The organism is Pseudoalteromonas luteoviolacea CPMOR-1 (assembly GCF_001625685.1).
Classification (GTDB): Bacteria; Pseudomonadota; Gammaproteobacteria; order Enterobacterales; family Alteromonadaceae; genus Pseudoalteromonas; species Pseudoalteromonas luteoviolacea_K.
Window position 1 is genome coordinate 94,896 of record NZ_AUYC01000038.1, and the last position, 23,347, is coordinate 118,242.

20 protein-coding genes are annotated in these 23,347 nt (G+C 41.0%); 10 read left to right on the forward strand and 10 right to left on the reverse strand.

From position 1 onward, the window contains the following. Window positions 1-15: 15 nt before the first annotated feature. Window positions 16-534, forward strand: coding sequence for a GNAT family N-acetyltransferase (locus N473_RS16865; RefSeq protein WP_063368943.1), 519 nt, complete (start codon window positions 16-18; stop codon window positions 532-534). On the opposite strand, the gene N473_RS16870 is transcribed toward N473_RS16865, so the two are convergent. The 4 genes from N473_RS16870 to N473_RS16885 are packed head-to-tail and all read right to left on the reverse strand — an operon-like array spanning window position 515 to window position 4,841. After that, entirely contained in the window at window positions 515-1,117 is a 603-nt protein-coding gene (locus tag N473_RS16870; RefSeq protein ID WP_063368944.1) for a PqiC family protein, read from the reverse strand. The two genes, N473_RS16865 and N473_RS16870, sit on opposite strands and share 20 nt — an antisense overlap. Next, the gene (gene pqiB / locus N473_RS16875) at window positions 1,117-2,772 is read right to left on the reverse strand and encodes an intermembrane transport protein PqiB (protein WP_063368945.1); all 1,656 of its coding nucleotides are present in this window, start codon (window positions 2,770-2,772) and stop codon (window positions 1,117-1,119) included. Before pqiB ends, N473_RS16870 begins: the two co-directional genes overlap by 1 nt. After that, a complete protein-coding gene (locus N473_RS16880; RefSeq protein ID WP_331248563.1) occupies window positions 2,765-3,985 on the reverse strand; it encodes a PqiA/YebS family transporter subunit in 1,221 nt (406 codons plus the stop codon). The genes pqiB and N473_RS16880 overlap by 8 nt, the downstream gene beginning before the upstream one ends. Before the next feature lie 46 nt (window positions 3,986-4,031). Continuing rightward, a complete protein-coding gene (locus N473_RS16885; protein ID WP_063368946.1) occupies window positions 4,032-4,841 on the reverse strand; it encodes a thioesterase family protein in 810 nt (269 codons plus the stop codon). Window positions 4,842-5,059: 218 nt separating this feature from the next. Between N473_RS16885 and dnaK the strand changes: the two genes are divergently transcribed. Together dnaK and dnaJ are read left to right on the forward strand one after the other, a co-directional pair. Beyond that, complete coding sequence (dnaK, locus tag N473_RS16890; protein WP_063368947.1) at window positions 5,060-6,988, forward strand: molecular chaperone DnaK; 1,929 nt, start codon at window positions 5,060-5,062, stop codon at window positions 6,986-6,988. Between the two features lie 119 nt (window positions 6,989-7,107). Continuing rightward, window positions 7,108-8,244, forward strand: coding sequence for a molecular chaperone DnaJ (gene dnaJ / locus N473_RS16895; protein WP_063368948.1), 1,137 nt, complete (start codon window positions 7,108-7,110; stop codon window positions 8,242-8,244). Window positions 8,245-8,292: 48 nt separating this feature from the next. Here the strand turns inward: dnaJ and N473_RS26320 are convergent, their stop codons facing one another. Beyond that, entirely contained in the window at window positions 8,293-8,514 is a 222-nt protein-coding gene (locus N473_RS26320; protein WP_155735645.1) for a hypothetical protein, read from the reverse strand. A 243-nt stretch (window positions 8,515-8,757) separates the two neighbouring features. Between N473_RS26320 and ybaK the strand changes: the two genes are divergently transcribed. The 4 genes from ybaK (at window position 8,758) to N473_RS16915 (ending at window position 13,536) form a co-directional block, all read left to right on the forward strand. Then, a complete protein-coding gene (gene ybaK, locus N473_RS16900; RefSeq protein ID WP_063368949.1) occupies window positions 8,758-9,216 on the forward strand; it encodes a Cys-tRNA(Pro) deacylase in 459 nt (152 codons plus the stop codon). A gap of 211 nt (window positions 9,217-9,427) precedes the next feature. Beyond that, window positions 9,428-11,680 carry an acyl-CoA dehydrogenase gene (locus tag N473_RS16905; protein ID WP_063368950.1) on the forward strand — a complete coding sequence of 751 codons (2,253 nt, stop codon included), beginning with the start codon at window positions 9,428-9,430 and terminating at the stop codon, window positions 11,678-11,680. Between the two features lie 76 nt (window positions 11,681-11,756). Further along, window positions 11,757-12,710: a DUF1679 domain-containing protein gene (locus tag N473_RS16910; protein WP_063368951.1), complete on the forward strand. Its 954-nt coding sequence runs from the start codon at window positions 11,757-11,759 to the stop codon at window positions 12,708-12,710. 7 nt (window positions 12,711-12,717) lie between these two features. After that, a complete protein-coding gene (locus N473_RS16915; protein ID WP_063368952.1) occupies window positions 12,718-13,536 on the forward strand; it encodes an SMR family transporter in 819 nt (272 codons plus the stop codon). 8 nt (window positions 13,537-13,544) lie between these two features. Here N473_RS16915 and N473_RS16920 read toward each other — a convergent pair whose 3' ends face one another. Further along, window positions 13,545-15,197 (reverse strand): S8 family serine peptidase, encoded by a 1,653-nt coding sequence (locus N473_RS16920; RefSeq protein ID WP_063368953.1) that lies wholly within the window; start codon window positions 15,195-15,197, stop codon window positions 13,545-13,547. 190 nt (window positions 15,198-15,387) lie between these two features. Then, the gene (locus N473_RS16925) at window positions 15,388-16,479 is read right to left on the reverse strand and encodes an ABC transporter substrate-binding protein (protein WP_081221240.1); all 1,092 of its coding nucleotides are present in this window, start codon (window positions 16,477-16,479) and stop codon (window positions 15,388-15,390) included. Between the two features lie 67 nt (window positions 16,480-16,546). On the opposite strand from N473_RS16925, the gene N473_RS16930 reads away from it, so the two are divergent. Then, the gene (locus tag N473_RS16930; RefSeq protein WP_063368954.1) at window positions 16,547-16,933 is read left to right on the forward strand and encodes a cytochrome b562; all 387 of its coding nucleotides are present in this window, start codon (window positions 16,547-16,549) and stop codon (window positions 16,931-16,933) included. 348 nt (window positions 16,934-17,281) lie between these two features. After that, window positions 17,282-21,334, forward strand: a complete 4,053-nt coding sequence (locus N473_RS16935; RefSeq protein WP_063368955.1) for a rhombosortase-dependent cadherin domain-containing protein — start codon at window positions 17,282-17,284, stop codon at window positions 21,332-21,334. A gap of 135 nt (window positions 21,335-21,469) precedes the next feature. Here the strand turns inward: N473_RS16935 and ykgO are convergent, their stop codons facing one another. Both ykgO and N473_RS16940 read right to left on the reverse strand, forming a co-directional pair. Then, a complete protein-coding gene (ykgO, locus tag N473_RS25990; protein ID WP_080760261.1) occupies window positions 21,470-21,610 on the reverse strand; it encodes a type B 50S ribosomal protein L36 in 141 nt (46 codons plus the stop codon). A gap of 84 nt (window positions 21,611-21,694) precedes the next feature. Next, complete coding sequence (locus N473_RS16940; protein ID WP_039610316.1) at window positions 21,695-21,952, reverse strand: type B 50S ribosomal protein L31; 258 nt, start codon at window positions 21,950-21,952, stop codon at window positions 21,695-21,697. A gap of 190 nt (window positions 21,953-22,142) precedes the next feature. Here N473_RS16940 and N473_RS16945 point away from each other — a divergent pair, with 190 nt between their 5' ends. After that, on the forward strand, window positions 22,143-22,418 hold the full coding sequence (locus N473_RS16945) for a hypothetical protein (RefSeq protein WP_039610317.1): 276 nt from the start codon (window positions 22,143-22,145) through the stop codon (window positions 22,416-22,418). A 148-nt stretch (window positions 22,419-22,566) separates the two neighbouring features. Here the strand turns inward: N473_RS16945 and N473_RS16950 are convergent, their stop codons facing one another. Beyond that, entirely contained in the window at window positions 22,567-23,220 is a 654-nt protein-coding gene (locus N473_RS16950; RefSeq protein WP_063368956.1) for a DUF6058 family natural product biosynthesis protein, read from the reverse strand. Between the last annotated feature and the right edge of the window lie 127 nt (window positions 23,221-23,347).

Here is a 23,347-nt window from a genome sequence, read left to right on the forward strand (position 1 = left end):
AAACCGGTCTTAGTTATGATAGATGGAATCATTACTGCTTCTTTGCGATGTGAAGTTAGAGAAGCGAACGTAAACGATGTGAACTTTATTTTAAGGTTGCTTAACCAGCAAAGTTTTATTGAAAACATAGGAGATAGACAAGTAAAAGATCACCAAAGTGCGATGGAGTATATTACTCAGTCTTTTTTGATGAAGTATGAGTTGGAAAGCTGCGCGCCTTACATTATTTGTTTAAAGTCGGGTGAAGCAATTGGTCTTGCAGGCTTCTACCAAAGGCCATATCTCCAACATCCAGACTTGGGCTATGCGTTTTTAGATGAATACACGGGGCAAGGGTATGCACTAGAAGTGTGTGATCAATTGCTGACGTTCGCGAATCAATATTTCAATCTCACTCAATTGCATGCTATAACTGCGGATCACAATGCAGCCAGTCAGAAACTTTTGAATAAATTAGGGTTTAATCAAGTAGGAAAAATATATGTACAGACTACAGATAAAGCCGACCACCTATTTACCTATTATTTTGATTAAGTCTTTGCGTGAGTACCGCTTCAATGTCTTGTAGTAATACTTCCCAATTGGTTTGATGTGCCGTTACTAGCGCATTGAAACCATCGGCTTTGAGGGCACTGTCTATGGCAAACCGTTGACTTTGAACTAAACGGCTAGCTCCGCCTTTTAATTGATATAAATACCAGCTTCCGTCTAAAATGGCGCCTTTTTCATAGTGGCCAGCGAAGTCATTAATCATTATTTTTACGCTGTATTGCTTTGTATCTATATCACCAGCTAAGCTGCGAGGTACAACCGCAAAGCCTTGCTTGCTTAAATAGTTTTGTGTCAATTGGGTTAACATGATTTCTGGGTGTTCTGCCCAAAAATGGAAACTAGCGATGTTGACCACATTTGGTTGAGTGTATTGCACGATAGCTTGTTGATTAGCAACCCCTAGGATAGTGACGTCCTCTAGGTAAACAACTTGGTTGTTAAACTTTTGATTTGAAGCCGCATTTTGATGCTGATCAGAAAATTTGTAATACTGATGACTGACGCTGTTGTTACTACACCCAACCAAAAATATAGATAACAAACAAGCGTGTATAGCTAATCTCATTATCGCTTCCTCGGTACAGGATCTTCTGTTGTACTTTTATCAAAAATAAGCATGTTGGGCTGTTCGTTCAACCCTTTGGTCACGGGTTTAAGTGTGTTTGATAAACTTTCAAGCTCACTCAGAGTATCTGTGAGTTGGTCCATAACACTAGAACCTTGTTGGTAAGTTGATAACGTTTTTTCAAACTGTTTTAAGCTTGAAGTCAATTGAGTCAACGTGCCTTGTAATTGAGTTAAGTTTTTGTCCACTTTTTCTGATACTTTTTTGTTGTTTAAATCTTTAATCAAACGCTCTGTTTCGTTGCCTAACTGTTTGTAAGCCGTGAGTGTTTCATGTGCTTCGTTTAGCGTGTCATCTATCGGTAAGCTATTTAGTTTATTAAGCAGTGCCATAACCTGCTCAGATAGCGCTGTAAACCCGCTAGGAACGCTTGGCAAAACAGGGTATACCAAGTGTTTTGCGATTGCTTCTGGTTTAGCCGCATTATAGAAGTCTAACTCTATATATACCGCACCTGTTAACAAATTGCCACTTTTTAATGATGCTCTAAGTCCATTTTTAATCCATTTTTCTATATTCGATTGCCAATATTTTTTGGCTTGTTCGTCTACTTCATAAATTCTACCGTATTCGACTTTAATCAATACTGGAATAGAGGTGTTATCTTGCTGAAAGTAAAGAGGTTGACCATTTCTCACCAGTTGAGCTGGCACTTGTTCAACAGTGCCTATACGCATGCCTCTGTACTCTACAGGCGCCCCAGGTTTAAGACCTTTGATTGACTGCTCAAATTCCACAAGATATAAATCAAATAGGTCAAACCGTCGTTCTAATGCTACGGCAAAGTTTTTATGTAGTTTATATTGCGAACTTTGCTCTGCAATTGTGTCTGCCTCAGTATTGGGCGGGTAGTCAACAGAAATTCCGCCTTTGATGAGTTTTGACAGAGACCCGGTTGATACTTTTATACCTTCTGTAGACAAGTCAACTTCAACGCCAGAATTTACCCAAAATATAGCATTTTTCGAAATCAGTTCGTTATAAGGAGAATTTATGAAAATACCATAATCCATCTCCAACGTTTTTTCATTAAAGCTGGCTGTTTCGACTTGTCCTATTTTGTAGTTTCTGAAAAAAATACCAGTACCTACATCTAGTACTTCCGCATTTGCAGCTTTTAATTTATACCTGACCCCTTCTATGTCGGGTGCAATGAGGGCAGGCTGATTTTGCATGGTAAAGAGGGTTGCGGTATTTTTGCTTTCACCAGGCAGTAATTCTATGTAAGCACCCGAAAGGAGAGTATTTAATCCTGATATACCAGACTCATCGACACGTGGTTTCACAGTCCAAAATTTTGTATCTTCGGTTAACAGTGTGTCGTAATCCTTGAAGATGCGAACAGTTGCGATAACGGCATTTTGATCAATTTGTAATTTTAGTGACTCAACTAACCCAACCTGTACGCTTCTTACTTTTATTTCGGTTTTACCAGCGATAATGCCATCGGCGTTTTCCATTTTAAGAAAAATCGTATGACCTTTATTAGCTTGATGTTGATAAAGCATCCAGCCAGTGATGATGATTGCAATAACAGGAACAATCCAAATAACAGAAAACTTTGGCTTGGATTCAATATAAGCTTTTTTATTCATTTTTATTTAAATTATCCCAAAGTAGTCGAGGATCAAAATGATTAACTGAAATTATCTGACATAATACCATAGCTGTGAAAAACACAATACCTGATTGAGGTTCAACGCTTAATACCGTACCAAGCTGTACAAGTGAGACTAGAAGAATAACGACGAATACATCGATCATGGACCACTTACCCATAAATTCCAACGCTCTGTACAGTTTGCTTGCAAGTTTGGGCTGAGAGCAAACTTTGACTTGGTATATTAAGTAGAACAGTGCAATGCCCTTTATAATAGGAATACAAATGCTGGCTGCAAAAATTAGAATAGCGACAGGGTAGGAACCTGCATGCCACATTACTTCAACGCCGCTATATATAGTGGCTTTGGTATGTAAGCCTAAATTAATTGTGTCCATGATTGGTAAAGCAAGGGCGGGGATTAACAAAACCATGGCTGTTATCATCCACGCCGCGCTTTTTTCTAAAGAGTTAGATTTGCGAAATTTGAGTTTCGTTGTACATCGTGGGCAGTGTTCTTCATTACTAAGCTGACCACATACATGGCACTTTTTTAAAGCTTGTTGCTGAGCCCTTGGGGCACATGTACTTTCATCTGGACAGTAAGTAATTTGCTCTCTTTCCCATAATTGCTCCTTACTGAGCAGTGAAAGTGTTTCTATAAAACATAATACAAATAGAATGTACGACCAGAAGCCGAGACCAACATCTATTTCAGCAAACTCTGTCAATTTAAATGCACTAATTAAAACCGCAACAAGAAATATATCTGCCAGATTGAGTGGTTTAAGCAGCATCAAAGCTCTTACAATAATGCGTGCATGTCCAGGATTTAAATGACGCCATAAAGGTGAATGGGCCAACATAATGAGTATGAGCGCAGCTAATGGCATGACTAAAATAGTGAATGCCAATAAGCCCGCAAGGAGCGGACTAAAATGGGTAGCAAGTAAAGAGATAGCCTCGATAAGGCTAATTGATTGTTTGAGCCCATGCTGTGCGTAGGAAATAAAATGGGGGTGTAAGCTAACCAGAAGAAATAATATTGATGACAATCCAAATGCATTAATGCTTTGGTTATAGTCAATTTTGCAGTTAGCTAGTGTGTTACCACAGTGCGGGCATATGGCCCTCTGGTGCTTGTCCATATGTGCGATAGACACTAAATAATCACAATGTTGGCAAGCAGTTATCACAATCAGAAACACAATAAAAAATATTTATACTCTATTGTGTTCCAGCAATTCAATAATATCAACTATCAAATACAGCGACTGTCTGCCGACTTAATGCCAGTAGCTCACCTGTTCTTGAAAAAATCTTGGCATCTTCAATGCCATAACCATTATTGGCCATATGGGTAATAGCTTCATAGCCCAGCCAATTAAGCTCTTCGATTTTCAGCGGTTGTAGAAATTCAATATACCAAGATACAGAACTTGCCGGAGAGGGGTTGTCGCATAGTTGCAATAACGTTGGAGGCCAAGCATCTGCCAATGCCAATATATATAATTCAGGGCACATGTTTTGAGGGGGCTGTTTAAATCTCATCCAGCCATGCAGTTCAGTTGAGTCTGCACCGCTAAATGGCAAGGCACCTGATTGAATATTGAGATCCACATGTTGGATAAACGCGGGAAAAACACCTTCTATATAGTGAATGGTTTGCTGTGGTTGGATTTGCTGGGTGAGTATGCTCGGTTGGCAAGATGAGCTGACTTGAACCTTAGAGATTCTTTGGGTGCCAAAACAAGCAAGCGACACTAAGCATATAGCACCATTTTGCTCGATTCGAGATTCAATTTGAGTGACGTTTTTTCCATTTCTTAAAATATGAGTGCTAATACTAAATGGCTGTGCAGCAATTAGCGGGGCAACAAAGTTGCAGCTATATGAAAGTAGCTTTCTATCTTGGTCGTTTAACTGTACATACATATGTTTGAGCATCAATGCTGCACTAAGCCCACCAAAAACAGTTCGCCCTTGACTCCAAGTAATAGGAACGCTGCCTGTACATGGCTGTGCATTAAGCTCAAAAGAAGAAAAGAAAGTTTCAAAATCCATAGTAAATCCATACCTCGTTATTTTTGGGTTAGAATATAAACTCTAAACAGATAAATACAGATTTTTTGCCTGCTTTTTGCCCTGTTCATCCTAAAAATAAAAAAAATTGAAAAAAAATGAAATTTTTTTCTTGTTTTAGCTTGAAATAGGATTTGCCGCCCTTATCTATCAAATCATCTAACAGAACAACGAATTTTTTGAGGTCGGAGAAGATTCACATGGGTAAAATTATTGGAATCGATTTAGGTACTACTAACTCTTGTGTAGCAGTATTGGATGGTGAGAACACGCGCGTTATTGAAAACGCTGAAGGCGATCGTACTACCCCGTCGATTATTGCATTTACAGAAGAAGGCGAAACGCTAGTAGGTCAACCGGCAAAGCGTCAGGCAGTTACTAACCCAACAAACACGCTATATGCAATCAAGCGACTAATCGGTCGTCGCTTCGAAGATGAAGAAGTGCAACGTGACATCAGCATCATGCCTTTCAACATTGTGAAAGCAGACAATGGTGATGCATGGGTTGAAGTACGCGGTGAAAAGCGCGCAGCACCACAAATTTCTGCAGAAGTTCTTAAGAAAATGAAGAAAACTGCTGAAGACTTCCTAGGTGAAGAAGTTACAGAAGCTGTTATTACAGTACCTGCATACTTCAACGATTCTCAGCGTCAAGCAACTAAAGACGCTGGTCGTATTGCTGGTCTTGATGTTAAACGTATCATCAATGAGCCAACTGCTGCTGCACTAGCTTACGGTATGGATAAAAAGCAAGGCGACAATGTTGTTGCTGTATACGACCTTGGTGGTGGTACATTTGATATCTCAATCATCGAGATTGACGAAGTAGACGGCGAGCACACGTTTGAAGTACTTGCAACAAACGGTGACACGCACCTTGGTGGTGAAGATTTTGATAACCGTGTTATCAACTATCTTGTTGAAGAGTTTAAGAAAGAGCAGGGTATCGACCTTAAAGTTGACCCACTTGCAATGCAGCGTGTTAAAGAAGCTGCTGAAAAGGCTAAGATTGAGCTTTCATCTGCACAGCAAACAGAAGTTAACCTTCCTTATGTGACTGCTGATGCAACTGGTCCTAAGCACATGAACGTTAAACTAACGCGTGCGAAGCTTGAATCACTAGTTGAAGACTTAGTAACTCAGTCTATCGAGCCGCTTAAGCGTGCACTAGCAGATGCAGATCTTTCTGTAAGCGACGTTAATGACATCATCCTTGTTGGTGGTCAAACACGTATGCCACTAGTTCAGTCAAAAGTTGCAGAGTTCTTCGGTAAAGAAGCGCGTAAAGATGTAAACCCTGATGAAGCAGTTGCACTTGGTGCGGCGGTTCAAGGTGGCGTTCTTTCTGGTGACGTAAAAGACGTTCTTCTACTTGACGTTATCCCACTATCTCTAGGTATCGAGACTATGGGTCAAGTAATGACTGCGCTAATCGAGAAAAACACGACTATTCCAACGAAGAAGTCACAGGTATTCTCGACAGCTGAAGATAACCAGTCAGCAGTAACAATTCACGTTTTACAAGGTGAGCGTAAGCGTTCAACTGATAACAAGTCTCTTGGTCAGTTTAACCTTGAAGGTATTCGCCCAGCGCAACGTGGTGCACCGCAAATCGAAGTTACTTTTGACGTTGATGCTGACGGTATCTTGCACGTATCTGCTAAAGATAAGGATACTGGTAAAGAGCAAAAGATCACAATCCAAGCTTCTTCAGGTCTAAGCGATGATGAAGTAGAGAAAATGGTACGTGATGCTGAAGCAAACGCTGAAGAAGATAAGAAGTTCGAAGAGTTAGTTGGTGCACGTAACCAAGCTGACGCTTTAGTTCACGCTACTCGCAAGCAAGTTGAAGAAGCAGGTGATGCACTTCCAGCTGAAGATAAAACTGCAATTGAAGGTGCTTTAACTGAGCTTGAAGCAGCTATCAAAGGCGAAAGCAAAGAAGACATCGATGCAAAAACTCAAGCACTTGCAGAGAAATCTCAAAAGCTAATGGAAATCGCTCAAGCAAATGCACAAGCACAGCAAGCAGGTCCTGGTGCTGATGCTGGCGCACAACAAGGTTCTGCGAAAGCAGACGACGATGTTGTAGATGCTGAGTTTGAAGAAGTTAAAGACAACAAGTAATTGTTGACTGTTAAGGGCGCGCGGCGACTTCGCTAGACGCGCCCTTCGTGTTTTTAAATTTTGGCTCACAACCGACCATATATGTCGGAGAGTTGTCTTGTAAGAGTAGTGTGATAACTATGTCCAAACGTGATTATTACGAAGTATTAGGTGTTTCAAAAGACGCCGGTGAACGTGATATAAAAAAGGCCTATAAGCGCCTAGCAATGAAGTATCACCCAGACCGTACTGCGGGTGATGAAGCTTTAGAGGCTAAGTTCAAAGAAGTAAAGGAAGCGTACGAGGTCCTTACGGATAGTCAGAAACGCCAGATGTATGATCAATACGGCCATGCAGCGTTTGAACAAAACGGTGGTGGAGGCCATGGCGGGTTCGGTGGTGGAGCCGACTTTGGCGATATCTTCGGGGACGTATTCGGTGATATTTTTGGTGGCGGTGGTGGCCGTCGTCAGTCAAGACAGCAACGTGGTGCCGACCTTCGTTATAGCTTAGACCTAAGCTTGGAAGAAGCTGTTAAAGGCAAAGACGTTGAAATTAAAGTGCCTACATGGGTAAGTTGTAAACCATGTGATGGCAGTGGTGCAAAAGCTGGCTCAAAGCCAAAAACGTGTTCTACCTGTCATGGTGCAGGTCAAGTGCAGATGCGCCAAGGTTTCTTTGCTGTTCAGCAAACGTGCCCTACGTGTCAAGGTACTGGTCAAGTCATCTCAGATCCGTGTGATAGCTGTCATGGTCAAGGTCGCGTAGAAAAAACTAAGACGCTTTCAGTTAAAATTCCTGCAGGTGTTGATACGGGCGACCGCATTCGACTTTCTGGCGAAGGCGAAGCAGGCATGCATGGCGCGCCAGCTGGTGACTTGTATGTTCAGGTTACTGTACGAGAACATCCTATTTTCGTTCGTGACGGTAATAATTTGTATTGTGAAGTACCAATTAGCTTTACAACCGCAGCGCTAGGTGGCGAGATCGAGGTACCGACATTAGATGGCAGAGCAAATCTAAAAATTCCATCAGAGAGTCAAACTGGCAAGATGTTCCGCATGCGTGGCAAAGGTGTTAAGTCTGTCCGTAGTGGTTCTGTAGGTGATTTAATTTGTAAAGTTGTCATCGAGACGCCTGTGAACCTCAATGAACGACAAAAAGAGCTTCTTAAAGAGCTAGAAGAGAGCATGAGTGGTGATACCAGTAAAAATCGTCCTAAAGCGCAGGGCTTTTTTGATGGTGTGAAAAAGTTTTTCGATGACTTAACCAAGTAATTGCTTATTCGTGCACATCAAAACGGCGCCTATGGCGCCGTTTTACTCTCAGTCTAATATTACGAGATAATCCATATCATCGTTGCACCGACATAATAAATCTCGTCGGTTTTCTCCTGAAATCAGTGTTCCAGATTGACACCCTAATAATTCGCATTTTTGATCGCATGCAAGTTTATCCGTCCAAGCGTCATATTCACTATTTAAAAACAACACAGCGGTTAAAACACTCAAAGCGACACCGGTGATACTCGACAAACTCGTATACATATAATCTACCCATGTATATGGCGCAACCAAATCGTGCATGAGCAGCATAATTTAAAAAATATAAAAAATGCTGATACATACTACTTTAGTCGACAATGGCGTAATGTCGAGCATAATTTAGTACAATTTTGACGAGTAGATGACAAAAAGTAGAGCATCAACAACTCGGTACTGATAAAGATAGTTCAGCACAAAAGACGTTATGCTTACCAATGTCTATATGTATGAAAAATAGGGATTTTTATGACTCCAGCAATTAACTTACTAAAAAAAAGTAAAGTGAACTTTCAAGTTTTAAAATTTAAACATGATCCAAATTCCCTGAATTACGCACAAGAGGCAGCTACTAAATTAAATCTTGATGAAAATAAAGTATTCAAAACATTGGTAATTGACGTAGATGGTCAATTATTTGTTGGTGTCACGCCCGCTACTCAGCAAGTCGATTTAAAACTATTTGCCAAGTCTGCAGCGGGCAAAAAAGCCCAAATGGCTGATAAAAATAGTGCACAAACTGCAACCGGGTATCTGCTTGGAGGGATTAGCCCCTTTGCCCATAAAAAGCGAATTCCTATTTTGGTGCATAAAAGTGCAGAAAAGTATGAAGAAATATATGTGAGTGGTGGCAGGAGGGGGTTAGAAATTTCAATTTGCCCGCAGGCACTTATAGCAATCACCAATGCAAATTATGCTATTTTTTAGTATTTATAATTTATCTTTTCAAATTTATGCTTATTCATGCAAAAAAAATATAAATTCAGCGTACACGTGTAAGCTATTAATTCTTGTAAGGTTTTGAAGCGATATTGGCGTCCATTGTAAAAAATTAGTTATTTATTTCATTTGAGCAATTGATCTAAATTGATTTTTATGCCGTAATGTAGGTATATCTATCTGGTCGGATGAGTTAATTATGAGTTTAAGAACACAACTAAGAAAAATTTTGCCAAGCATTTCAGTTACTGAACAAGAAGCACTCGATGCGGGAGATGTATGGCTGGAAGGTTCTGTCTATCAAGGAAAGCCAGATTTTTCTGCATTACGAGCAGTGACAGAATCCAAGCTATCGGCAGAAGAACAGGCATTTTTAGATGGCCCAGTTCAAGAGTTGATGGCAATGATCGATGAGAACCATATTCAAAACTCGAAGCATCTGCCTGAACATATTTTAGAATTCCTCAAGAAAGAAAGGTTTTTCTCTCTGATCATCCCAAAGCAGTATGGCGGTTTAGAATTTAGTCCATACGCAAATTCAACGATTGTTGGGACCATTGCCACTAAATCATCAGCCGTAGCTGTAACTGTTATGGTACCAAACTCTCTAGGGCCTGGTGAGTTACTTCTCCACTACGGTACACCTGAGCAGCAAGCGCATTATTTGCCTAGACTTGCAAACGGACGTGAAATTCCATGTTTCGCGCTTACCAGCCCTGAAGCAGGATCTGATGCAGGTGGTATTCCAGACCAAGGCATTGTTACCAAGGGGATGTTTGAGGGGAAAGAGGTTTTAGGTCTTGAAGTTACTTGGGATAAGCGTTATATCACTTTAGCACCAATTGCCACTGTACTTGGTTTGGCATTTAAGGTGTTCGACCCTAATGGCTTACTTGGTGGTAAGGAGTCATTGGGGATCACGTGTGCTTTAATCCCTAAATCTCACCCTGGTGTTGAACTTGGCAACCGTCATGACCCTATGGGCATACGCTTCTATAATGGCACCACTCGTGGCAACAAAGTATTTATCCCAATGGACTTTATCATTGGTGGCCAAAAAAATATCGGCCGTGGTTGGCAAATGCTTGTTAGTTGTTTAGGTGCAGGTCGAGGCATCTCATTGCCTGCATTGGGTGTATCGACAAGTCAAGTTGCGCTTAAATCTGCATCTGAGTATGCGGCTGTACGTGAGCAATTTGGACTGGCTATTGGTCAGTTTGAAGGGATCCAAGAAAAGTTAGCTGATATCGCTGGTAAAGCATATTTACAAGAATCCATGCGTGTCTTAACGACTGAAGGCTTGGGTATGGGTTTAAAACCATCGGTCGTTACCGCGATTGCTAAATACCACATGACAGAGCTTGGCAGAGATGTACTTGATTCTGCGATGGATATTTTGGCTGGTAAAGCGATTCAAACAGGGCCGCAAAATACGTTGGCAAGCGGCTATGTTGCGCAGCCTATAGCAATTACGGTTGAAGGGGCAAATATCCTTACGCGAAATTTAATGATATTCGGTCAAGGTGTGATGCGTTGTCACCCATATCTACAATCGATGGTTGAATCCATTCATAGTGAGCAACCTAATGCGGACAAAGAATTCAATAAAATCCTCAGAAAAACAGTTGGGTACAGCATAGGTAACGGACTTCGCGCTTTCAAGCTTGGTTTGTTTCCGTTTTTAGCTTCTGGTACCTCACGTTTACCTGAAGTAATACGATACGAAAAAGCGGCTCAGCAACTTGCATCAAAGCTTGCGGTATATGCTGATTTTTCTTTGTTGGTCCTTGGCGGCAAGTTAAAACAAGCTGAACTACTGTCTGCGAGATTGGGTGATGTAATGAGCTTTGTCTATGCTGCGATGGCATCAATTAGATATTATGAGCAAAAAGTGTCTGAGCAAGATAGGGCGCAGGCAGCACCTTATTTTCACTATGCGACCCGCTATGCGTTAATTGAAGCTGAGAATGCGTTACATAAATTTTTAGATAACTTCCCTAATAAGGCAGCACGACGCTTTATGCGTTTTGCAACAATGAACTTTACGCATCGCATGCCACAAATAAGCGACGATATGATCAGAGAGCTGGCAAAAGCTGCACAGTTTGATACTGACTTCAAACAACAGTTAACACATTTGGTTAAGCCAACAGAAGGTGATGGCCATCATATCAATGAACAAGCTTATAAAGCGAAAATGAGTTGTTTAGATTCATTGGCTAAGGTAAAAAGAGCGCTTAAAAAGCGTGAAATTAAAGCAGGGGTTACATTTAGTGACACGCTCAATAATGCGTTTGTTGGTAATGTTGTCAACGAGCAAGAATATGTCAAGTTGGTCGATTATAACCGCAAACGTGAAGTAGCGATTAGAGTAGATGAGTTCGACTTTGATTTAAATTTGATTGATGACTCAAAAGAGACTGAGTTGCTTAAATCAGCTGTAAATCAATAATTATTTAATCATATGCCCGTTTATTTATATAAGCGGGCGTTTCGTTTACACTGCATAAAAAAATGAACGGTTTTTTATGCAGCATCCTCTTTACACGCACTATCTAAATTCTCTCAACAAAGACAGTATTGATACTAAGGCCCTGTGGAATGGCTGTGGTACGCTGGAAAAATTTCAAGTCGGCAATAAGAAATATGCAGTTAAAATCTGCCAAGTGCCGGAAGATTTGGCCCATATTAATATTCAACAAACGGCGTTTTCTTTAAAAAGAAAAGTGAACAGTTATGTAAAAGAGCAATATTTTTACAGCCAGTTCGCAAAGGCATTGCCAGATGTTTGCTTAGCTCCAAAAGCGTTAGAATTAATAGAGTCTGATGGCACTTTCGTTACTTTATTGGAAGACTTCGAGCAAAATGGCTTTAGCAACATAGAGCTGGCCTCAAATACACACATCAAAGCGATGCTTAGTTGGCTCGCTTCATTTCATGCTAATTGGGTAGGGGAGAATTTAAACACTAAGCATTTTAGAGTGCTAGGCTTTGGAAATTATTGGCATCTTGGAACTCGACCCGATGAGTTTACAAAAATGCCTATGTCACCTTTAAAACAAGCAGCATATATAATCGATAAAACGTTGAATAATACTCGCTACAAAACGCTCATACATGGAGATGCCAAACTGGCTAATTTTGCATTTAATGAATTGCAAGTTATTGGCTATGATTTTCAACATGTAGGTTTGGGAAACGGTCTCAGTGATGTAATGCTGCTGTTTACAACAGTATTAGATGAGCGACAGATGGAAAGAAATGCTTCCAGTTTGTTAGACTATTATTTTTGCACATTAAAGCAGGCATTAAAGTCGTTGAATTCACCCATAGATAGCGAAGCCCTTGAGACTGAGTGGCGCAGTTGTTGGAGTTTCATATGGGCTGATTTTTATCGATTTTTATCTGGGTGGCGCCCTGACCATCCGAAAATTAACTCATACATGAAAGCACAAACGCAAATAGCGTTGAATAATTGTTAGGTAGTATATGGAATTTGCCATTTTAAGTGCCTTTTGTTGGGTGGGGTTCGACTACACCCGTAAAAGATTGTCTGCTCATTTTAGCGCCCCGATGATGTCTGTTGTTTTTAGTGCGCTGGTTTTACCTGCTTATTTTATCTATTGGACTGTTGCCAGTAGGGAGTTCCCTCAACTCAATTACTTTGCCCCGGCAACACTCAGTGGGGTTTTAGCAGGGATTGGCAGTGTATGTTTTATTCGCGCATTGGCTGTTGGAAAAGTTGCGCTGATGTTGCCGATGTTATGCCTTACTCCCGTCATTTCTGGCGCAGTTGCTTGGCTGTATTTGGGTGAGGCACTGAAATATGTGGAGCTCGTAGCTGTTACAATACTTGTTATCGCCTCATTCATTCTTCAAGGAGGTCGTTTTGCTATTCGTGAACCAGGATCGGGTTATATTGTCGTTACATCCTTTTGTTGGGGGCTCTGTATTGTTTTTGATAAACAGGCATTACTACATAGCGATGTCGACTTTCATATTCTATATGTGACTTTTATTGTGCTGGTGCTTAATTCTGTGTTGTACAGGCCCACGCTAGATTTAAAAGACATTCGTCGGTTTATGCCAACTTGGGTTGCAGCTGCGGTTTGCTTTTCAATGGCTGTTACCTTTCAATTTATCGCGCTGCAAAACATTCAACCGGGTATTTTAGAAGCGCTCAAACGCGCTATCGGGATCATCGGAGCTGGGCTAATTGGTGTTTATTTATTTAAAGAAAAATTAACCCCAACACAGTGGATTTGCGTTGGGGTTATCTTGTTCACGAGTGTTATATTCTCTCTTTAAGAGAAAAATTAGTTACACTTACCAACTTTGCTCCATACGTTTGTGAATACTGTTGGCTCTGCACCACGTGACCACCAAGTTGATTTGTATTCATAACCTTTATAAGAGACACGGTCACCAACACGGTAGAATGTCGATGCGCTCCACTCGCTAAGACCTGTACAACCAGGAGGTGTTACAGCATCCTCTACAGTTACTTGCTTAACGATTGAATCAAAGTCACCCGCTGAATTGGTTACTTTAAGTGTTACGCTATAAGTACCTGCTTGAGCATAAGTGTGCGTAGGTGAAGTTTGTGAACTACCGTTCCCATCACCAAACGTCCAATTGTAAGTACCTGCAGTCGATGCATTTGAGAAGGTTGCAGTTAAACCGCTTGTCGAGAACGAGAAGTCAGCTACTGGAACTGGGTCGCCACCGCCACCACAGCTTTGAGCTAGATAGTCGTAAGCCGCTTTTGCTTGGACAATACCGTGACCGTATGAAGTATCACGACCAGCTGCGCCTTTATCTTTTGCACTGGCATTAAGAGCAGCGCGGATTTCGGCATTTGAACAAGTAGGGTAGTTACTCCATACTAGCGCAGCTACACCAGAAACATGTGGTGTCGCCATTGACGTACCACTGATACTTCTGTAACCGCCGTTGTTCCATGTTGAGTTTACGCCAACACCAGGGCCTGCAATTTCAACTTGGCTGTTGTACTGTGAGAATGACGCTTTATTTTCTGAGCTATCTACTGCGGCTACAGAAACAACATTGTCATAAGATGCTGGATAACTTAGAGAGCTGTTACCACCGTTACCCGCTGCAGCAATGTGAAGCATGCCGCGCTGATAACTTTGGTCGAATGCATTGCGTTCTGCTGTTGAGCTGCCACTACCGCCTAAGCTCATGCTAGTGATGTGTGCACCAGCGGTTTCACACTGATTAATTGCTTCAATTAGATCTGAGCCGTAAGCCCAGCGTCCTGAGTCATTAAATACTTTAACGATGTGTAGTTTAAGATTACCTGATGCATTCACACCAACCACACCAGTACCATTGCCACCTAGCGCAGCGATAGTACCTGCAACGTGGGTACCGTGCCCGTGACCATCGTTATGCCAAAGACCCGTATCATTTGAGCCGTAACCGTCGTCACCTGTAACGCCAGCGCTAACTAGGTCTTCGTGGCTGCGCATGTAACCTGTATCCATGATACACACTTTACGGTTAGCAGCTGCTGCATCGCTTACTAATTTTGCCTGAACCATGTCAATACCATATGGTGTTGACTCAGCAAAAGGCGCGATTTCTGCATCGATAAGCTCTGGTACGTAGCGTTTTGGATCGACTTCTACAGTAACGACGTTACCATCTTTTTCAAGTGATGATAATTGCTCTGGAGTTAGCTCCATAACTACCGCGTTTATGCTTGGTAGTGTTTTAATCGCTTGAGCGTTGATGTTGTTCGCAAACAAGCTTAAAGACTGTGATTTATAATCTACTAACTCTGCTTCTGACAATGCGACTGGAAATGCATTTGCCATAGATTCTTCTTTTAATGTGACGATCATGCGTTCAGATGTTGCTGCATGTGCAGTCGCAGCACCAAGCGCAGACGCAACGCCAAGGGCAAGTAAAGTGTATTTCGTGCTTGTTAGAATGTTATGTTTCATTTTGTTTGTCCTAGTTACATGTTGTTAACCAATTTAACTAAAACAGGTATTACAAAAGCTGTCAATAGTACAAAAAATACTCTCAAAAAATAAATGGTTAATATTTCTATAACCAAAACTTAATTTGAAATGAAAATTTAATTAATATGGGGGTGCTAGATAAAATTGTGTAAGATTGGCTAAAAAAAGGTCAAAAATTTAATTCTTCGTTTAGTGTCATAATTGTGTAGTTTTTCTTTTGATTGACAAATTGTGAAAAGTCTATTTGATTTAGGTTATCGTCATGTATTGCTTTGTAAATTGCCTCAAAAGTATGGTTGTAGGGCCTAAATATTGCTACTTTCTGTGTACCAATATAGTTGACTAGACCGTACTGATACTTTTTAAGCTCAATGAGCAAGTAGCCACCCAAGAGTACATGACCTCCAATAGAGACATCTAATTTGTCTTCATGTCCATGATCCCAATTTATACCACCAATTTTTAATTTTTCTCTGACCCCCAATTCGATAGCTGCCTGATTAACTCCATAGGCAATCGCATCATTGGCACACCAGATCAACTCGACTTCGCGATACCTTCGTAACAAACCTCTCGCTAACTCATGCGCTCTTTTCTTTGACCATTGAGCGTCGACTTTATCAATCACTTTGATGTGAGAGAGTCGATTCGTGTAGCTTAGTAATCCTTGTTCTCGCTCAAGCGCAGCATTTGTAGCCACGTCTCCAAGAAAAGCTAACATCGAGCGTGATTCGGTACCACTGACAGGAGACTGAGTTAGTTGAACTAACTCTCTAGCCAATGCTTTTCCTGCTTGGTAATTATCAGGCAATATTGCCCCTTTAATTCCGAAGCCTTTAGCACTCAGCCTGTTGATTTCGAGCTGTGTAGGACTGTTTAACAAAAACAAGATGTTTGGATGCGTTTTTGTTGAGTTGAGTAAAACTTCAGTAATAACGCGTTTTTCATCAACCAGTATAATGTAGTCTGTATCTGATTCTAGAGCTTGCTTCGTTAGTTGCTTCATTAATATATGGTTGCGTTCGGCGTATAAGATATTGAGGTCAATATTGGTATCTTGTGCCACAGCGTTCATAACTTTTGAAACGTTTAACCAAAAGTTGCCTGTGGGGTTGAGTCCACTTGATCCGGGATTTACAAAAGTGACCTTAAGAGGCTGGCGTGTTTTTTGTTCAAGTGCTTGTGTTACAGGTAAACAAAAAGCGTTAACTAACACGATGAATATTAAAACTTTTTTAATCGAAAAAATCATATTTTTCATCGCTCATTTTTTACCTTGAATGCAAAGCTGATTTATATATACTAGCCCAAACTTTAAGGGGAGTGTTATGAAGTTTATTCTTGTTGTTCTACTGTTTTTTAGCTTTGCAGTGTGCTCGCAGACAAGTGAGCTTAATCGACTTATGAAAAAAATGGGTCATGAGTATAAATTGGCTATCAAAGCACAACAGCAAGACGCCATGATAGCGCATTTAGATAAATTTATAGCATTGGTTGAACAGGCCAAGGAACAGCGCTTTAATGAAGATAAGAAAGCAAAGTCGATCGAAGGCTTAAATCGCACTATTAGGCTTGCAGAAAAAGCCATAGCACTTGCTAAAAACGCGCAATCGAGTCGAGCTCGTGAAGTTTTACTTGAAATCGATACCCTCAGAGAGGAGTACCACAAATTACATGAGCCACCGAGTATTTGGCAGCTTCTTTTTGGCAGCTAGTCGAAGAAAATCAGGTGTTGAGCTTGAACGATAAAGCTCCCTTCTTCCATCTACTTTTAATATAAAAATCAACAGAAGCAATGACCTGTGTTGATTTTTCTTCTGCCGTTGATAATCAAGTGAGCGTCTTAGTAAACTTTTTATGGTTTAATGGCTGTTTATTACTACACTCTAGTCGGATACCTATCTGAAAAGAACGATGTTAAATGTAGTGATATTGACTCACTGAGGCATGTTGAATGAGAAATCTAGCTTAGTTGAGTTATCACATGAGGTTATATTTAAGAAGTCTCGGCCTCTTGCTTTGATAGGCACTCTAATCATTAAAATGTGAAAAGGGATAAATCAATGAGACTTCTTCATCCTGTTAGTGTTGCTGTCGCGATTGCACTTGGCGGAGCAGCTTATCTCGCGCTGCAAGCGCAAACATTAACGCCTTACGAGCGTAAAGCAGAATTTCTAGAGAAAAAAGCGCAAGCTAAATCACAGTCACCTAAACGATATGATAAACCCAAAGAGGCACAAGAGTTTTATGTTCTTCAAAGGCTTCCTGTAGGTGAAACGACACTCCCTGTAGAAAAGTATTCAGAGGCACTGAAGCAAATTAAGCAAATGACACACTTTTCTATACCTTCAAATAGTGTTATTGCTGACTATACGCCTCAATTGAATGCGCCGGATGGACAAAATCAAGAGCTAGGGCAGTGGCAGGAACTTGGACCTGGAAATATTGGTGGACGCACACGAACTTTAATTATCCATCCTACCAATCATGATATTATGTATACAGCTGGGGTCGCTGGTGGGGTCTGGAAAACAACAGATGCGGGCGCATCATGGCAGCCTTTAAGTGATTTGGCTACCAACCTCGCTGTTACCACTCTGACATTTGACCCAAGTAATTCAGATATTTTATATGCGGGAACAGGTGAAGGCCTATTCAATTTTGATGCGCTCCGTGGTGACGGTATTTTCAAATCTGAAGACGCCGGTGCTACTTGGACTCAAATGTCTAGCACTGCAAGCAATACAGATTTTCAATATGTAAATAAAATTGTTTTTAGTCCAAATAATGCCAATACGCTCTATGCAGCGACGCGTTCGGGGGTTCACAAGTCTTCAGATGGTGGGGCTAGCTGGGAAACGAAGTTTGTACCACAAGGTGCACCAGTCGGCTGTACAGATCTCAAGCTTATATCTCAGTCCAACACCGATGTTTTGCTGACTGCATGCGGTTCATTTAGTACCGGAGGCGTGCACAGGAGTGCTGATGCAGCAGAGAGTTGGACGCAGGTGATTGCTGGTACTAATCAAGGTAGAACAACGATTGCGGTGGCCCCGTCAGATAACAATATTATTTATGCTCTGGCAGCGAATCGCAATGATCATGCAATGGATGCAGTCTACAAGTCTACCGATATGGGGGTTACTTGGGTAACGACGGTAACAAGAGATACAGCTGATAGGTTTACAAGTGTGCTGCTTAGTAACCCTTATTTTGGGTTGTTGGACTTGTGTACAGGTGGCACTGCTCAATCGTTTAATCAGGGCTGGTACGATAATATAATTGCTGTTGACCCTATTAATCCTGATGTAGTTTGGACTGGGGGTATAGATACATTCCGCTCAGATGATGGCGGTCAAACATTTGTGCCTGCCAGTATTTGGTGGCTAAGCCCCACAAATCCTCAATATGCCCATGCAGATCACCATGAGTTTGTATTCCACCCAGATTATGATGGGATAAATAATACGACCTTATTCGTGGCCAATGATGGTGGTATACAAAGAACAGACAATGCCCTTGGTGGGCGCTTAACGATTGATGAAGTGTGCGGTAATGCGAATGCGGATGCGAGCCAGCGCGTGAGTTGGTCAACACTGAATAATGGTTATGCAGTGACACAGTTTTATCATGGCACGGTTAAACCAAGTGGTACCAGCTACTTTGGAGGTACACAGGATAACGGTACACTGGTTGGTGAAGATGGCGGCTTTAATAGTTGGGTTGAAATATTAGGCGGTGATGGAGGTTGGACTGCGATAGATCCGACTGATCCCAATATTCTTTTTGCAGAAACTACAGGTTTATCATTACGTAAATCAACTGACGGCGGACAAAGCTTCGCTAGCTCGGTAAATGGAATATCTGGTGATAGTGGCTTCCCATTTATCACACGTTTTGAAATGGCACCCTCTAACTCACAAGTTTTATGGATCGGTGGCAGCCAGCTTTGGCGCACAGATGATCAAGCTGCAAATTGGTCAGCGGCATCCAGCGCGTTGAATGGCTCAGTTTACTCAATCGCAATAGCGCCAAATACTGAAACCGCAGTTGCTGCTGGTACAAATGGCGGATCTATTTACGTGTCTTACCAAGCTGACCAAGCTACATCTACTTCGACATGGACAACCGCAACACCAGAATCAGGTGTAACGATCAGCTCTCTGGCATTTGACCCTACCGATAATCAAGTTATCTATGCCACTGTATCAAATTTCAATGCAACACATGTATGGAAGTCAACGGATGGCGGTCAAAATTGGCAAGCCAGTGATAACGGCCTGCCGAATATTCCTGCGATGACAATTGCAGTAGACCCACAAAATACACAAAGATTATTTGTTGGTACGGACTTAGGGGTATTTGTTTCCGTTGATGGGGGACAAAATTGGATGGCTGATGGCACAGGTCTTGCGAATACTAACATTGCTAAGCTTGCTATCAAGGGTAATGAATTGTTTGCATTTACCCACGGGCGCAGTGCGTACAAAGTGTCAATAAGTAATCAAATTGAACGTACTTTTTCAACTGATGAAGACACACAAGTGAGTATAGGGTCCGCTTTTGTTGATAACCTTTCTAGCGCATTCGCTTCTGTCGAAATAGTGCAGATCCCTGATAACGGTATGCTAATGCTAGGTGAAAATAAACTAGAGCAGGGTGCCGAAGTGGCGTCTGGGGATTATGCGAATGTAATGTATATGCCTAATGAGAACTATTTTGGAAATGATACATTTATATTCCAAGGTATGACCGCAGATACGCAACCTGAGCCAACAAATGATACGCTTCCTGAAAATCAGTTTGCAGTTAGCATCACAGTAAACTCAGTTAATGATGCGCCGATTATTGAGCCTCTTGAAGATATTGATCTGTTCATCGGTGAGCTCGCTGAAGTGGACTTTAATAGCAAGGTTGAAGATGTAGAAGGCAGTGCGCTCTCGCTTCAACTGGAACCGTCTGTGCCTGGCATGTCGTTTATTGATGGGGTACTAGCGGGAAGACCATTCACTGAGTTTGCCGCAGATATGACATTAACAGTCAGTGACGGCGAGCAGGAGAGTCAGACAACTTTTGCATTAAGCATCGCCGAAGCACCTGAACGCGCCCCCGTGATTGATCAGGGGCAGACATTTGAAGTCATGGAAAATAATGAAGCCGGGGTGTCTATTGGCTTACTTAGCTTTACGGATCCCGATCCGGACATATCGCCTGTAGAGAGTTTCATGATTTTAGATGAAGTCCCCTTTACGATTCAGTCTACCGGTGAAATCATCGCCACTATGGAACTAGATCACGAAATGCAAAGTCAATACAGCTTCTTTGTTCGCGCGATGGACTCATTAGGTAATTATTCTGACTACACCGAAGTGGTTGTTGAAGTACTGGACGAGTTAGGCGATGAAGATGTAGCACCCGTTATTAAAGATGAGCAGAAGTTTGAAGTTACAGAAAACTCAGCGATTGATACGATAATAGGCGTATTGGAGTTTGAAGATCCAGACCCTGATGACTCACCGATTGCTTCATTCACGATTCTAGGGAATGTTCCATTTGATATTGATGAAAATGGTAACATCAAAGTCACTGACTCGATAGATTTTGAGACACAATCTATGTTTGTTTTTGTGGTTAAGGCAATCGACACTGATGGCAATGAATCTGATTATGTTGAGGTTAAAGTTGAAGTTATTGATGTCCCGGATGATGAGGAGAACCCTGATCGCGTTCCATCAATTCCAAGTGGGCAAACATTTGAAGTACTCGAAAATGCAGCCTTAGGCACAATCATTGGTCAATTAGAGTATTTTGATCCAGATCCAGATGTATCGCCTGTTGATGCATTTATGGTGATTGGTAATGCGCCGTTTAGTGTTGCCAGTAATGGCGATATCGTCGTTCAAGGTGAGTTGGACTTTGAGTTTCAAAGTGTGATTCGTTTTGGCGTAAGGGCACAAGATTCATTTGGCAATGTATCAACTTATACAGAAGTCACGGTTAACTTAATTGATGTTAGAGGTAATGATGACGATGATCAGGATGGTGATTCGGGTTCATTGGGCATTTTAGCATTGTTGAGCTTACCATTGGCTTGGCTCAGAAGACGTAAACGTTAGAAATGTAATACCAAGAAAGCGGCGAAAGTCGCTTTTTTTAAGCGTTTTCTAAAAATAAATGAACTAGTAAAATAAAGAGGTAAGAGGATAAATGAGCACTTTGTTGAAAAAGCGCTCTTACTGCGATAGAGGTAATTAGCGTTTTTTCTTCTTATTACCTTGTACAGCTTTGAATCGTGGATTTGTTTTACAAATCACGAAAACACGTCCGCGGCGCTTAACGACTTGACAACCTGGTCTTTTTTTTGCGCTTTTTAATGAACTTAGAACTTTCAACTTATGCTCCTTAGTATATTTGTTACACCATGCTGGCGTTTTACACCACCGCTTATTGCAGTGGTGTAAATTAAAAACCAGATCTTACTTAGTTGAAGCAGATAGGTTTTTGAAACGGCGGTTGAACTTAGCAACACGACCATCGCTAGCAACGATTTTCTGTTTACCAGTGTAGAATGGGTGCGATGCGCTTGAAACATCGATCGGCACATATGGGTACTCAACGCCATCGATTTCAACAGTTCTATCAGACTTGATAGTTGAACCAACGATAAAGTACTTGTCTACTGCCGTGTCATGAAATGCAACAGCTTGATAATCCGGGTGGATATTTGCTTTCATAGTAAATTTAAACCTTACGAAATGTGATAACGTCACAAATGGTATTCTATTTGAGAATGGTTTTCAATTGCTTATCTGAAATTTTTTTTACACTTTTTGTCTATTGATTATACGAATAAGCAAATTGTTACTGGATCTTCAATATCAGACTGTTATAACTAGAGTCGAGATTGAGAAAGAGGACAACACTGTGAGCGAAGAATCACAACAATTAGATAACAGTGTCATTGCGGAACTGCAAAATAGGGATCATTCGACGCTAGCTCAGCAATTAGATGAGTTAAGTTGCGAACACAGTGACATTATTGAGTTGTTAGCCCAATATCAAGTTTTGAGTGAACAAGATGATGACGATAAATTTGATACTTGGTATGACAATTTATGTGAAGATAAATTGAGGGTATTGAAAGGATTTGAATTATACAGAGCGCATTACGAGCAGTTACAATCTGTAGAAAATGATTAATCTAATTTAGCTTACCCCTTAACTATAAAGCCGCTGAGAGTAATCAAAGCGGCTTTATTTTAATCAAAAAAATATCAACTTAGATAAATCTAGTTATTCTATCTTTTAGTTTATAAATCAAATATTACACTCTAACTACAAAAATGTGCTACCTCACAGATAAGTCATACTTTTGAATAACGCTGTCTATATACTTGTATCTTAATGAATCTTGCTGTTCGTGAGCTGCATTGTGACTTAAGGCTTTATTAAGAAGTTTTAGTGCTTCATGCAGTAATAAGCGATGCTCAGGGGGGATATTATTACTGGTTCTATCGTCAGTTAAAGAGTCAACGATTGAGCGACCTAGGTCAATAAAAACGACTTCTTCTACAGCCCCATTTTGACTAATTACCCCGTATTTACTGCAAAGAAACTGTTGCCATACTTGCTGAATATGCTCTATTACATCATCGCCAAATTTGTCGTCTTCACTGACAATACCTTTATCAGCGCAGGCTTTTAGCGTGGTTATGTATTTGTTTTGGAAAAGCTCGTAAGCATGACTAGAATGCTCAACTGCGTGTTTCATTAACATTTGACCCCAGTCAAGCGCACCTCTAGGGTAGTAGTCAGTGACTTCTATACACTCGTATAAGCCAAGGTATGAGCTACATTTTATTAGATTTTCAATGCTGTAACTTGCGTTTGGAAAGACGCTACTTTCTTGCCACATGTGCAGTTGGTCGTGTTCAATTTTCAATAATGCGCATAGTTCGCTGGCATCATAAAAGTTTGACTTCAAATATTCAGATAATCGCATAGTGATACTGGTTATTTATACAGTTGTTTTAAGTTTGTATGATTTTTATCACTTAAGCAAGAAATTTTCTAAATCTTGCTCTTTTACCCTCGGCATACTGAGTCAATTGTGATAAAACATGTCGTAT